The sequence below is a fragment of the Streptomyces sp. NPDC004126 genome, from assembly GCF_050275515.1.
Taxonomy (GTDB): Bacteria; Actinomycetota; Actinomycetes; order Streptomycetales; family Streptomycetaceae; genus Streptomyces.
Genome location: NZ_JBNNPF010000102.1, coordinates 1 through 12,270 on the forward strand (window position 1 = coordinate 1; position 12,270 = coordinate 12,270).

Here is a 12,270-nt window from a genome sequence, read left to right on the forward strand (position 1 = left end):
ACCCTTGACAGGCCGTCCCGCCCCGGAATGCCGAAAGACTGCCGGGAAACCCCCAAAAGGAACGGTCACAGGGGGAGACACTCCAGGAGCGGGCCCGTCGGAGACGAGGCGAGGGGCCGGCGGCCGGCACGCCGGGCATCCGGGCCCCCACGTCTGCGATCCCGGGCCGGGTGCGCGGCTACCCGCACGAGAGGCCGACCAGACCAGCCCAGGGAGCGGGCGGGCGCGACAGATCGCTACGCGCTCCTCATTCCTCAGCGTCCGACGACCGTCCGGGGCTGATGCACGCACCAGAGGCCGAAAAGCCCAGCCCAGGCAGCCGACAGGCGCATCAGATCGCTACGCGCTCCTCTGATCTCGGCGGCCGGCTGCCGTCTTGGGCTGGTCGTAGGCGGGTTCGACGTTGGTGGCGGCGGTGGTGAATTCACGGCCGGAGGCATTGCGGATGTAGGCGAGCTCCATCCAGTGCTCAATGCCGGTGTCCGAGACGTTCTCGTTGACCACCGCCATGAGGACGCCTTCGACGCCCGATGCGATGTCGCGAACACGGCGGCGGAGGAGGCGGTGCGGCACGTACTCGTAGCACTCACTCATCGGAGGCCGCCTCGAACGTGCTGAGGAAGCGCTCCCAGCCGGCCTGAGCCCGATCGAGGAGTTCTGCGCTGGGCTCGCCACCGGCCATCGGCCGTGGCCAGGGAACATCCCCGGCGTCATGGGTACTGAGAATCTTCATCGGGCCTCCGGTTCAAGCGACGTTGAACCGATCGTGGATCCCACGTGCGGGCGTTACTACTGCGTTTACGGGACGTTTGGGACGCTTCGCCGCTAGCGTCTCTTCCGTCCCGGACGGCCTGTGGAGAGACCTTTGAATCACGCACTCCGCCGCGCGATGGCGAATGCCAAGATGACGGAAAAGCAGCTCGCAGAAGCTTGCGGGGTGGACACGAAGACGGTGGCTCGGTGGATCACCGAGCCGAACCGCGTCCCCCACGCCCGCCATCGGTGGGCAGCCTGCGAGGCCCTAGGGGAGGAGGAAACGGCCTTGTGGCCCAACGCCGTTCGGTCGGCTCTCACCAGCGGCCCCGACAAGGAGGTAGTCCAGGTATTTCCCTACCGGTCGGCTGCTCCTTCGAGCTTGTGGCGCTCACTGGTGACGAAGGCGCAGCACGACCTGGTGTTCGCGGGATACACCAACTATTTTCTGTGGCTGGAGCAGGCCAATCTCGCCGGCGCCCTACGCCGGAAGGCGTTGAGCGGCTGTCGCATCCGATTCCTCATCGGGGATCCCTCCAGCCCGGTCACCGCAGCCCGCGAAGCAGAGGAAGGCGTACCCCTGACACTCTCAACTCGGATCGCCGTGACCTTGAACGAGCTGTCGAAGCTGAGCGATGTCAGCGGCATTGAAGGGCGATTCGAGACGGGTCACGTCAACCTCTCCGTGTTCAGATTCGATGACGAGATGATCGTGACTCCCATCCTGGCCCGCCATGTCGGGCACGATTCGCCGATGATGCATCTGCGACGACGGCAGGCGGACGGCATGTTCGACCGGTTCGCGGCGCACGTCGAGGAGCTGTGGAGCCGTGGCACCAACATCAGGGAGATCAATGCCCAGGCGTGATTACGAAGACGATCCCAGCGCCCCGCCGGCGAACAGTCTGGTCCCGGCAGCTTCCGCCGTCGTGGTAGACGACGACGGTCGAGTGCTGCTCCAGCGCCGCACCGATAACGGAATGTGGGCCCTTCCCGGCGGCAAGATGGATCTCGGCGAGTCCATCGGCGACTGCGCGGTCCGGGAAACCCATGAAGAAACCGGGATCACCGTCACGATCACCGGCATTGTCGGCACCTATACCAATCCAGGGCACGTCTTCGCCTATGACGACGGCGAAGTCCGTCAGGAGTTCTCCATCTGCCTCCTGGCACGGCCCACTGGGGGCACTCTCCGCACCTCCGACGAGTCCTTCGAAGTCGCCTGGTTCGCACCCCATGAGACCGACGAACTCCCGATGGTCCCCAGCATCCGCAAACGCCTCAACGACTGGCGAGCCGGAAACGGCCCCGTCATCCGCTGAGTGACCCCACACCGCTCTAGTCGTCATCTGCTGCAGGCACCAGCCCCAGACGGCCGCCGGCCGCCGAGATCAGAGGAGCGCGTAGCGATCTGTCGCGCCTGTCGGCTCCCTGGGCTGGTCATTTCGTCCTCTGGTGCAGGTATCAGCCCCGGACGGTCGTCGGACGCTGAGATGGGAGGAGCGCGTAGCGATCTGTCGCGCCCGCCCGCTCCCTGAGGTGCTCTGTTCGGCCTTTCGTGCGGGTAGTCGGGCCCCCGGCCCGGGGTCACGACATCTGAGGGCCCGGATGCGTGGTGTGCCGGCGCCCGGCCCCTCGTCTCGTCTCCGACGGGCCCGCTTCTCGCTCGTCTCCCCCTGTGACCGTTCCTTTTGGGGGTTTCCCGGCAGTCTTTCGGCATTCCGGGGCGGGACGGCCTGTCAAGGGTCGCCGAAGGCGATCGCGAAGCGACGCGACCGAAGGGAGCGCCCTTGACAGGGCGGCCCGAACCGGAAGGACGATGGGACTGACGGGAAACCCCCAAACCCTCCCTGGCTCCCGCCCGAGGGGATCCCGCCCCCACCCCCCCCTCAGGACAGGGAAGCCGCCGCCCGCTGGAGGGCCTTCAGGGCCTGGGCGAGGGCCGGGGCGGCTTCTGTGCCCTGGCGGAGGGCGGCGATGACGTGGCGGGTGGGGCGGTCGTGGGTGAGGGTGCGGACCGTTACGCCCGAGGCGCGGGCCGAGACCATGCGGGGGACCAGGGCGACACCCATGCCCGCCTCGACCATGGCCAGGATCGCGGTCCAGCCGGAGGCCGAGTGGGCCTGTTCCGGGACGAAGCCCGCCGGTTCGCAGGCCGATCGGGTGATCTCCGACCAGGGGCCGCTGCCGCCGTAGATCCACCGGTCCGCCGAGAGGTCCGCCAGGCGGAGTACGGGTGCGGCCGCCAGGGGGTGGTCCGGGGGGAGGGCCACGTCCAGGGGGTCTTCGAGGAGGGTGATCCGGGTGAAGCGGGTGTCCCGGGCGGTCGGGGCGTGTGCGGCGAGGGAGAGGGCGAGGTCCACGGCTCCGGCGGAGAGGAGTTCGTAGGATTCGGCCGCTTCGGTCTCGCGGACGTGGATCTCGATTCCCGGGTGGGTGAGGCGGAGCGCGGCGACCGCCGGGACCACGAGGACCGGGACCGCGGTGGAGAAGGCGCCGACGCGCACTTCGCCCGACTCCCCCGACCGGTAGCCGGTGAGTTCGGCGTCGGCGCGTTCGAGCTGGGCGAAGACGGCTTCGGTGTGGCGCAGCACCAGGTGGGCGGCGTCGGTGAGGCGGACCCGGCGGCCCTGGGGTTCCAGCAGCGGTACCCCCAGCTGGCGGGCGAGGTTGGTCAGCTGCTGCGAGACGGCCGAGGGCGTCATGTGCAGCGCCTCGGCCGTCGCGGTCACGGTGCCCTGGTCGGCCAGGGTCCGCAGGATGCGGAGCTTCTTGATGTCCCAGTCGGTCACAGGGGGGAAGTTACCGGCGGGCCGTGCTGCCGAAGGCGACTCCGCCCAGGATCAGGGCCATGCACAGGAGCTGGGCGGGGCCGGTGCGTTCGCCGAGGAGGAGCAGGCCGAGGGCGGCGACGCAGACCGGCTGGAGGTAGTAGACGACTCCCGCGCGGGCCGCGCCGATGAGGGAGATCGCCTTGTTCCAGGCGAAGAAGGCGACGGCGGAGGAGAAGACGCCGACGTAGAGGAGCGGGCCGACGGTGTGGGAGGTCGCCTCGAAGCCGCCCTGGACGGTGAGGGAGACGGCGTACGCGGGGGCCAGCATCAGGGCGCCGAGGACGAAGGTGCTGAGGAGGAAGGCGAGGCCGCCGATCTCGGCGGGCTTGCGCTTGAGCAGGGCGCTGTAGGTGGCGAAGGAGAGGGCGGCGCCGAACATCCACAGGTCGCCGGCGCCGAAGTCGAAGCCGAGGGAGCCGTCACCGACGAGCAGCAGCACGCCGAAGGCCGCGAGCAGCATGCCCGCGGAGCGGCGGGCGCCGAGCCGTTCGCCGCCGAGGCGGGCGTACAGGGCCATGATGACCGGTGAGGCGGCCATGATCATGCCCATGTTGGCGGCGGAGGTGGTCAGGCCGGCCTGGTGGACGAGGGTGTTGTAGAGGGTGACGCCGAAGAGGGTGGCGAGGCTGATGTAGCCGAGGTGCTTGCGGAGCAGGGCCCGCTGCTGCCAGGCCTGGCGGGCGGCGAAGGGGGTGACCGCGACGGCGGCGATGATCCAGCGCCAGAAGACGGCCTGGACGGGCGGGACGGTGTCCGCCATGCCGCGGGTGGCGACGAAGCTGCCGGACCAGACGACCGTGGCGACCAGGGCGAGGAGTACGCCGAGTCCGGCGGCTCCCTTCCTCGCCTTGTCTCCGGCAACGGCGCCGCCGCCGGCGAGGGTGCCGGCGGCGGTGGGTGCGGTGCGGATGCGGTCGGTGACGGTCACTGGTGGTTTCCCCCGGAGAGTGTGGTGTGGGTCGTGGACCCACCTTCACACCTTCTCTTTGCCCAGGTCCATCGAAAGATTTTGATCGGTTCCTTCAGTCTTCCTGAACGATTCAGCCTCGGCATCGGCATCGGCATCGGCATCGGCCCCGGCCCCGGCCCCGCGCTTCGCCGCCCGCCCCGGCAGCTGACCGAAGACCGTGGCGCCGAAGGCGATGGCCATGCCCACCAGCTGTACGGGCGTCAGGGCCTGGCCGAGGGCGGCCCAGCCGATGACGGCGGCGGTGAGCGGCGACAGCGGGCCGAGCAGGGTCACGGAGGTGGCGGTGAGCTGGCCGATGCCGCGGAACCAGAGGAAGTACGCGGCCCCGGTGTTGATCAGCATCATGTAGCCGTAGCCGAGGAAGGCCTTGCCGTCGAGCGCGGGCGGCGCCCCCTCGACCAGTGCGGCGATCGGGATGATGACCAGGCCGCCCGCGGTGAGCTGCCAGCCGGTCACGGCCAGCAGGCTGACGCCCTCGGGGCGGCCCCAGCGCTTGGTCATCACGGTGCCGGCGCCCATGGAGGCGGAGGAGACCACGCCGGCTATGACGCCGATGATGTCGAGCTTCGCCTCGGCGGTGAGCACCACCATGCTGACGCCGAACGCGGCGACCACGGCGGCGAGCACGGTCCGCAGCCTGGCCCGCTCCCCGAGGAGGAGGGCGGCGAGCCCCACGACGAAGAGCGGTCCGGCCGAGCCCAGTACGGCGGCGACGCCGCCGGGGAGCCGGTAGGCGGAGAGGAAGAGCAGCGGGAAGAAGGCGCCGATGTTGAGGGTGCCGAGGACCGCGGACTTCCACCACCAGGCGCCCTTGGGGAGCACGCGGGAGAGGGCGACCAGCAGCAGGCCGGCGGGCAGGGCGCGCATGGCCCCGGTGAAGAGGGGCCGGTCGGCGGGCAGCAGCTCGCTCGCGACGAAGTAGGTCGAGCCCCAGGAGATGGGGGCGAGCGCGGTCAGGAGGGTGGTGGTGACGCGGTTCACGGTCACTCCTCGGCAGGTGAGGATCGGCTGGCGGGGTGCGGGTTAGTCGCGACCTACCCGGGGGCCCGTCCCCGGACCTCCCCGAGTAGGTCGCTGATAAGTAGCTTACTCCTAAGCTACTTTTACGCAAGCTACTTTCTTGCGAACCACTGACCGGAATCGGATACTTCATTTATGACCGAGGTGAAGAAGGACGCCCAGCCGGACGCCGTCGACGCGATCACCACGCAGTGGGCCGCGGTGCGACCGGACCTGGACACCGCCCCGATGGCCGTCTTCGGCCGGATCTACCGGATCGCCAAAGCCGTCGGCGACGCCGTGGAGCGCGCCTACAACGGCTACGGCATCAGCCGCGGGGAGTTCGACGTCGTCGCCACGCTGCGCCGCTCCGGGGCCCCGTACACCCTCTCGCCGCGCCAGCTGGCGGCCACGCTGATGCTGACCACCGGCGGGATGACGGGCCGCCTGGACAAGCTGGAGAGGGCCGGGCTGCTCACCCGCAGCCCCGACCCGCACGACCGGCGCGGGCTCCAGGTCACCCTCACCGACCGCGGGTTCGCCCTCGCCGACGAGGCGGTCTCCGCAGGCCTGGCGGTGCACCGGCAGGCCCTGGAGGGCTTCGACGCCGACGAGGTCGAGCAGCTCACCGGGATGCTGCGCAAGCTGCTCGCCGACGTGTCCTGAGGGACGCCGAGGGGCCCCTCGGGACCCCCGGGGATCCCGAGGGGCCGGCCCTCAGGGTCGCCTCCGGGTACGCCAAGGCGCCGGAGGTCGCGTCGGGACCGGGTCACACCGGTTCCGCGGACCTCCGGCGCCCGGAAGCCTTGATGAAGGACCTGCCCGGTCGGGTCAGGCCTGGTTCTTGCGCGACTTGTCGCCGACCATCACGAGACCCGCGATGACCAGGAACAGCACGATCGGCGCGGCCACGAACAGGCCGAGCGTCTCGCCAATGCTCAGGCCCGGGCCCGGGTCGTCACCGTCGTCGCGGGTCAGCGCGAGGGCGGGAGACGTCATCAGCAGCATCATCAGCGTCGATCCGGCCGTGACGGCGCCGGCGCGCAGAGCGTTCTTCTTGTCCACGGTGCAAACGTAGCGAACACCTAAACGGGGCGCGCGCCCGGGGGTGCCGTACGGGTCTGCGCGCCCTCCCGCACCGCGCTCAGCAGGGCGTTCGCCCGCGGTGAGGCGGTCAGCGCCTCCAGGGTCAGCGGGCGGCCGTCCGCGTCGGCGACCGGCAGCCGCCAGTTGGGGTACTGGTCCCAGGTGCCCGGCAGGTTCTGCGGCCGCCGGTCCCCCACCGCGTCGGGCAGCCATACGCCGACCAGCCGGGCCGGGGTGCGCAGCAGGAAGGCGTACAGGGCGCGTACGGCGGCCTCCTCGCCCTTGGTCTCCAGCCCCAGCCGGTCCAGTACCGCCAGCCACTCGACGGTGTCGGCGGCGTCCTCGGCCCGCTCCAGCTCCAGAGGGCGGGTCAGCAGGCCCAGCCGGTCGCGCAGTTCGACGTGGGAGCCGGCCAGCTTGGCGGCGGTGGGCGGCAGGTCGTGGGTGGTGGCGGTGGCCAGGCACTCCGACCGCCAGGCCCCGGCCGGCAGCGGTTCGCCGCCGCCCGCCCAGTCCCGCTCGAACCACAGCACCGAGGTGCCGAGGATCCCGCGCCGGGCCAGCGCCCGCCGCACCCCCGGCTCGACCGTCCCGAGGTCCTCGCCGACCACCAGCGCCCCGGCCCGGTGGGCCTCCAGGACCAGCACGGCCAGCATCGCCTCGCCGTCGTAGGAGACGTACGTGCCCTGCGCGGGCGGGGTGCCCTTCGGCATCCACCAGAGCCGGAACAGGCCCATCACGTGGTCCACGCGCACCGCCCCCGCGTACCGGAACACCCCGCGCAGCAGGGCCCGGAAGGGGGCGTACGACCAGGCCTCCAGGACGTCGGGCCGCCAGGGCGGCAGCCCCCAGTCCTGGCCGCGCGCGTTGAAGGCGTCCGGCGGGGCGCCGACGGACACCTCCCGGTGGTGCAGGGGGCCCCAACGGGCGTCCGACCCCTCGGGGTGCGCGCCGACGGCCAGGTCGTGCACGATGCCCACGCTCATCCCGGCCTCCCGCGCGGCGAGCTGGGCGCCGGTCAGCTGGGTGTCCGTCAGCCAGACCAGCCAGCAGTGGAAGTCGACCCGCTCCTTCCAGGCCTCCCCCGCGAGGGCCGCGCACAAGGCTGCGTGCCGGGTGAGCTCCTCGCCCTGCGCGGCGCGGAAGGCGCGGTAGGCGGCCTCCCGGGCGGGGGCGCGCGGGACGGCGTACAGCAGTTCCAGGGCGGCGCGCTTGAGGGCCCACACGGCGTCCCGGTCGATCAGCGCCCCCTTCTCCAGGACCTCCCGGCGCAGCTCCCCGCCCCGGGCGGCGAGTTCGGCGAGGGCGTCCCGGTCGGGGCAGTCCGCCCACTCGGGGAGGTCCTCGACGCGCAGGTACACCGGGTCGGGGAAGCGGCGCGAGGCCGGCCGGTAGGGGGACGGGTCGGTCGGGGTGCCGGGGAGGGCCGCGTGCAGCGGGTTGACCTGGACGAACCCGGCGCCGTGGGTGCGGGCGGCCCAGCGGGCCAGTTCCGCGAGGTCGCCGAGGTCGCCCATGCCCCAGGAGCGCTCCGAGAGCAGGGAGTAGAGCTGGACGAGCAGCCCGTGGGCGCGGTCGGGCGCCGCCGGGGCCCGGTCCGGGGCCACGATCAGGGTGGCGGAGGCGGTGCGCCCGTCCGGGGTCCCGGCCGCCAGCCGGTGCACCCCGAGGGGCAGGCCGGGGTGCCAGTCGGCCTCCCCGGCCCCGTCCTCCAGGGTCACCCGCAGCCGGGTCCCGGCCGGCAGCGCGGCCAGGGCCTCCGGGGCGGGCTCGCCCCGCCAGTGGACCAGCGTCGGCGGGAGCAGCCGCTCGACCCGCTCCCGTTCGGCGATCCCCGCCATCTCCCGTACGTCCTCGGGGGTGTCGACGGGGACGCCGATCAGGCCCAGCACGGCCCGGACCGTGGCCTCGGGCACCTGGACGGTGACGTCCTCGGCGGGCTGGTAGGAGGTGGCGACGCCGTAGAGGGCCGCGAGCCGGGCGAGGTCGTCCATCGTCATCCTTGGCTGGGTGAGGGGTTAGGTGAGCGGCTCGCTGGTGAGGGGGGCCTCGGCCACGAGCGGGGACTCACTGGTCAGGGGTGCGTACGCGGCACCGGCCAGCGGGGGTTCGCTGGTCAGCGGCGGGTGCGCGGCGGCGGCCGGCCCGTCGGCGGGGCCGGACGGTACGGGCAGGTGGGCGAGCGGGGCCGGTTTCCTGCGGTGGCCGGACGCGGTGCGGGCGTTCATGAGGTCCTCCCTCTACGGTCCTCGGGACCGCCGTGCGGTTCTCGGGACCGTGCTGCGGTTCTTCGGACCGCCCATGCAACACCCGCGGGGAACACCGCAGCCATACCCAGTCAGGGGCATCGCATTCCTGGCGGATCCAGGTCAGATCACCCCACGCGCATTGACACCCCGGCAGGACGGGTGGTGGGCTCGGGCCCGTTCACACGGTCGGGGGACGACTCGGGACTGGGGAGGCTCCGTGCAGCTCAGGGGCAGGAAGCGGACCACGGCCGCGGCCGTCGCAGTCATCGGGACCCTGCTCGGCGGGGCCGTCGCGTCGGCTCCGCCGCGGGTCACCGCCGCTCCGGGGACCTCGGGCTCCCCGCGCCCCGACAGCGGGTCCGCTCCCGTCTTCACGGCGGGACTCGGGTCCGCCATCGACCCGGGCTCCGACGTTCCCCGAGCCGCTTCCGAGGGCCCGGCCGTGTGGCCGCGGCCGCAGTCGGCCACCGCCGATCCGGGCCGGGAGCTGCCGGTGCCGGCGGAGGCCGTCCTGGTGCTGCCGCAGGACGTGGACCCGTACGCCGCCGAGGTCGTACGCGCCTCCCTGCGCGCGGCCGGGGTGCGCACCCTGCACGAGCGGCCGCCGGGCGCGGCGCTGCCCGAACGGGCCCTCGTCGTACGGATGCAGGGCGCGGACGCCGAGGAGGCCCTGCTGGCGCTGGGCGCGGCCCCGGCCGGGGACCTGCCGGCCGGGGGCTACCGGCTGGCGGTGGGCCGGGCCGGCGGGCGGGACACGGTCGCGCTGGCCGGGGTGGGCGGGGACGGGCTCTTCCACGCCGCGCAGACGCTGCGCCAGCTGCTGGCGGCCGGGCACGGCAAGGTGCCCGGGATGCTGGTGCGGGACTGGCCGATCGCGCCGGTGCGCGGGATCACCGAGGGCTTCTACGGGCAGCCCTGGACCCGTGAACAGCGGCTGGCCCAGCTGGACTTCCTGGGCCGCACCAAGCAGAACCGGATGCTGCTGGCGCCCGGCGACGACCCGTACCGCACCACGGCTTGGCGCGAGGAGTACCCGCGCGAACGGCAGGAGGAGTTCCGGGCGCTGGCCGAACGGGCCCGCGCCAACCACGTCGTCCTCGGCTGGGCCGTGTCGCCGGGCCAGTCGATGTGCCTGGCGTCCGCGGACGACCGGGCGGCGCTGCTGCGCAAGGCGGACGCCATGTGGGAGCTGGGCTTCCGGGCGTTCCAGGTGCAGTTCCAGGACGTCAGCTACACCGAGTGGGGCTGCCGGGCCGACCGGGTGCGGTACGGGACGGGCCCCGCGGCGGCGGCGAAGGCGCACGCGGAGGTGGCGGGCGAGCTGGCCGCGCACCTGGCGGCGCGGCATCCGGGGGCGGCCCCGCTGTCGCTGCTGCCGACGGAGTACTTCCAGGACGGCGCCACCACCTACCGGACGGCGCTGGCCGGGGCGCTGGACCCGCGCGTGGAGGTGGCCTGGACGGGCGTGGGCGTGGTGCCGCGCACCATCACCGGCAGGGAGCTGGCGGGGGCGCGGGCGGCGCTCGCGCACCCGCTGGTCACCATGGACAACTACCCGGTCAACGACTGGGACCCGGGCCGGGTCTTCCTGGGCCCGTACGCCGGGCGCGATCCGGCGGTGGCGGGCGGCTCGGCGGGGGTGCTGGCCAACGCGATGGCGCAGGGCACCCTGTCGCGGATCCCGCTGTTCACGGCGGCGGACTACGCGTGGAACCCGCGCGGCTACCGGGCCGGGGAGTCGTGGGCGGCGGCGGTGCGGGACCTGTCCGGCCCGGACCCGAAGAGGCGGGCCGCGCTGGCGGCGCTGGCCGGGAACACCGCCTCCTCGGGCCTGAAGGTGGAGGAGTCGGCCTATCTGAAGCCGCTGGTGGAGGAGTTCTGGCGGGCCCGCGCCGCCGGGGACAAGGCCGCCGGCGAGCGGCTGCGCGCGGCGTTCACCGTGCTCCGGGAGGCCCCGCAGCGGCTCGACGCGCCGGTGGCGGCGGAGGCCGGGCCGTGGCTGGAGCGGCTCTCCCGGTACGGGGCGGCGGGCGAGCTGGCGGTCGACCTGCTGCGGGCCGAGGCCCGGGGCGACGGGGCGGCCGCGTGGCGGGCCTCGCGGGAACTCGCGGCGGCGCGGGAGGCGCTGGCGGAACCGGGCGGGGTGCGGGTGGACACCTCCGTGCTGGACCCCTTCCTGGCGAAGGCGGCGGCGGAGTCGGACGCCTGGACGGGCGCGGCCCGGGACGACGGCACCGTGCGGGAGGAGCCCGGCACGTACACGGTCGGGCTGGACGCCGCGCGGCCGCTCGCCGCGGTCACGGTGATGACGGACCCGCTGGCGCCGGGCGCGCGGGGCGCGGCGGTGGAGGTGCACGTGCCGGGCGAGGGCTGGCGCCGGCTGGCCGACGCGGCGGTGTCCGGCTGGACGCAGGCCGACGCGCAGGGCGTACGGGCGGATGCGGTCCGGCTGTCGTGGGCGGGCCCGGCGCCCGTGGTGCACAAGGTGGTCCCGTGGTTCGCGGACGGCCCGCGGGCCCGCTTCGAACTGGCCGACGGGGGCCGGGCCGACGTGGAGGCCGGGGGCGCCGCGCGCACGGTGACGGCGCAGCTGTCCGGGCTGCGCCCCGGGGAGTTCCGGGGCGCGCTGACGGCGGCCCCGCCGGCCGGGGTCCAGGTCCGGCTGCCGCAGGACGTGGTGGTGCCGCGGGGTGCGACGGTCGCCGTCCCGGTGGAGGTCACCGTCGCGGCGGGCACCCCGTCCGGGGAGTACGCGGTCCCGCTGTCCTTCGACGGGGAGGTGCGGGTGCTGACCGTCCGGGCGGTGCCGCGCACCGGCGGCCCGGACCTGCTGCGCGGGGCCCGCGCCACCGCCTCGGGGGTCGAGGCCCCGGAGTTCCCGCCGTCTGCGGCGGTGGACGGCTCCGGCGCGACGCGCTGGTCGTCCCCGGCGGTGGACGGCGCGTGGTGGCAGGCCGAACTGGCGGCCCCGGCCCGGGTGGGCCTGGTGACCCTGCACTGGCAGGAGGCGTACCCCTCGAAGTTCCGGGTGGAGACGTCGGCCGACGGCGTGACGTGGCGCCCGGGCGCGGTGGTGTCCTCCCGGGGCGGGGTGGACGCGGTCCGGCTGGACGCGCCGGACACGCGGTACGTCCGCGTGACGTGCGAGCGGCGGGCGACGCGGTTCGGCTGCAGCCTCTGGTCCGCGACGGCCTTCGGGGTGGTACCGCCTTCCTGATGCGGTCCCAGGGGTTCGTGGGCGGCCGCTGCGCGGGGCGAGGTCCCCTACCCGCCCTTCCTCCGTTCCCCGGGGCTCCGCCCCGGACCCCGATACCGGACGCTCCGCGCCCGGTGCGCTCAAACTCCCCCAGCTACCGCTGGGAGGGGCCCCCAGCGCGGG

General features: G+C 73.6%; 11 protein-coding genes. 4 read left to right on the forward strand and 7 right to left on the reverse strand.

The window, feature by feature from the left end; all coding sequences use genetic code 11:
- Positions 1 to 339: 339 nt before the first annotated feature.
- Positions 340 to 594 carry a hypothetical protein gene (locus ACQKM2_RS40000; protein ID WP_427718947.1) on the reverse strand — a complete coding sequence of 85 codons (255 nt, stop codon included), beginning with the start codon at positions 592 to 594 and terminating at the stop codon, positions 340 to 342.
- Between the two features lie 271 nt (positions 595 to 865).
- Here ACQKM2_RS40000 and ACQKM2_RS40005 point away from each other — a divergent pair, with 271 nt between their 5' ends.
- A complete protein-coding gene (locus ACQKM2_RS40005; RefSeq protein ID WP_427718949.1) occupies positions 866 to 1,621 on the forward strand; it encodes an XRE family transcriptional regulator in 756 nt (251 codons plus the stop codon).
- Positions 1,608 to 2,075, forward strand: coding sequence for an NUDIX hydrolase (locus ACQKM2_RS40010; RefSeq protein WP_427718951.1), 468 nt, complete (start codon positions 1,608 to 1,610; stop codon positions 2,073 to 2,075). Before ACQKM2_RS40005 ends, ACQKM2_RS40010 begins: the two co-directional genes overlap by 14 nt.
- Positions 2,076 to 2,642: 567 nt before the next feature.
- Here ACQKM2_RS40010 and ACQKM2_RS40015 read toward each other — a convergent pair.
- The 3 genes from ACQKM2_RS40015 to ACQKM2_RS40025 are packed head-to-tail and all read right to left on the reverse strand — an operon-like array spanning position 2,643 to position 5,544.
- Positions 2,643 to 3,545 (reverse strand): LysR family transcriptional regulator, encoded by a 903-nt coding sequence (locus tag ACQKM2_RS40015; RefSeq protein ID WP_427718954.1) that lies wholly within the window; start codon positions 3,543 to 3,545, stop codon positions 2,643 to 2,645.
- A 10-nt stretch (positions 3,546 to 3,555) separates the two neighbouring features.
- Positions 3,556 to 4,515: a DMT family transporter gene (locus ACQKM2_RS40020; RefSeq protein ID WP_427718956.1), complete on the reverse strand. Its 960-nt coding sequence runs from the start codon at positions 4,513 to 4,515 to the stop codon at positions 3,556 to 3,558.
- A gap of 45 nt (positions 4,516 to 4,560) precedes the next feature.
- Complete coding sequence (locus ACQKM2_RS40025) at positions 4,561 to 5,544, reverse strand: EamA family transporter (protein ID WP_427718959.1); 984 nt, start codon at positions 5,542 to 5,544, stop codon at positions 4,561 to 4,563.
- A 168-nt stretch (positions 5,545 to 5,712) separates the two neighbouring features.
- On the opposite strand from ACQKM2_RS40025, the gene ACQKM2_RS40030 reads away from it, so the two are divergent.
- Entirely contained in the window at positions 5,713 to 6,222 is a 510-nt protein-coding gene (locus ACQKM2_RS40030; RefSeq protein ID WP_427718962.1) for a MarR family winged helix-turn-helix transcriptional regulator, read from the forward strand.
- 165 nt (positions 6,223 to 6,387) lie between these two features.
- On the opposite strand, the gene ACQKM2_RS40035 is transcribed toward ACQKM2_RS40030, so the two are convergent.
- The 3 genes from ACQKM2_RS40035 to ACQKM2_RS40045 are packed head-to-tail and all read right to left on the reverse strand — an operon-like array spanning position 6,388 to position 8,870.
- Entirely contained in the window at positions 6,388 to 6,621 is a 234-nt protein-coding gene (locus ACQKM2_RS40035) for a hypothetical protein (RefSeq protein ID WP_125817710.1), read from the reverse strand.
- 20 nt (positions 6,622 to 6,641) lie between these two features.
- Complete coding sequence (locus tag ACQKM2_RS40040) at positions 6,642 to 8,642, reverse strand: 4-alpha-glucanotransferase (RefSeq protein WP_427718964.1); 2,001 nt, start codon at positions 8,640 to 8,642, stop codon at positions 6,642 to 6,644.
- Positions 8,643 to 8,660: 18 nt separating this feature from the next.
- Complete coding sequence (locus tag ACQKM2_RS40045) at positions 8,661 to 8,870, reverse strand: hypothetical protein (RefSeq protein ID WP_007264097.1); 210 nt, start codon at positions 8,868 to 8,870, stop codon at positions 8,661 to 8,663.
- Positions 8,871 to 9,108: 238 nt separating this feature from the next.
- On the opposite strand from ACQKM2_RS40045, the gene ACQKM2_RS40050 reads away from it, so the two are divergent.
- A complete protein-coding gene (locus ACQKM2_RS40050) occupies positions 9,109 to 12,108 on the forward strand; it encodes a beta-N-acetylglucosaminidase domain-containing protein (protein WP_427718967.1) in 3,000 nt (999 codons plus the stop codon).
- The last annotated feature ends 162 nt before the right edge of the window (positions 12,109 to 12,270 follow it).

Excerpts from the sequence above, each read along its gene's own strand:
- ACQKM2_RS40000 (WP_427718947.1), bottom strand. The coding sequence starts at position 594 with ATGAGTGAGTGCTACGAGTACGTGCCGCACCGCCTCCTCCGCCGCCGT.
- ACQKM2_RS40010 (WP_427718951.1), top strand. The coding sequence starts at position 1,608 with ATGCCCAGGCGTGATTACGAAGACGATCCCAGCGCCCCGCCGGCGAAC.
- ACQKM2_RS40030 (WP_427718962.1), top strand. The coding sequence starts at position 5,713 with ATGACCGAGGTGAAGAAGGACGCCCAGCCGGACGCCGTCGACGCGATC.
- ACQKM2_RS40040 (WP_427718964.1), bottom strand. The coding sequence starts at position 8,642 with ATGACGATGGACGACCTCGCCCGGCTCGCGGCCCTCTACGGCGTCGCC.
- ACQKM2_RS40045 (WP_007264097.1), bottom strand. The coding sequence starts at position 8,870 with ATGAACGCCCGCACCGCGTCCGGCCACCGCAGGAAACCGGCCCCGCTC.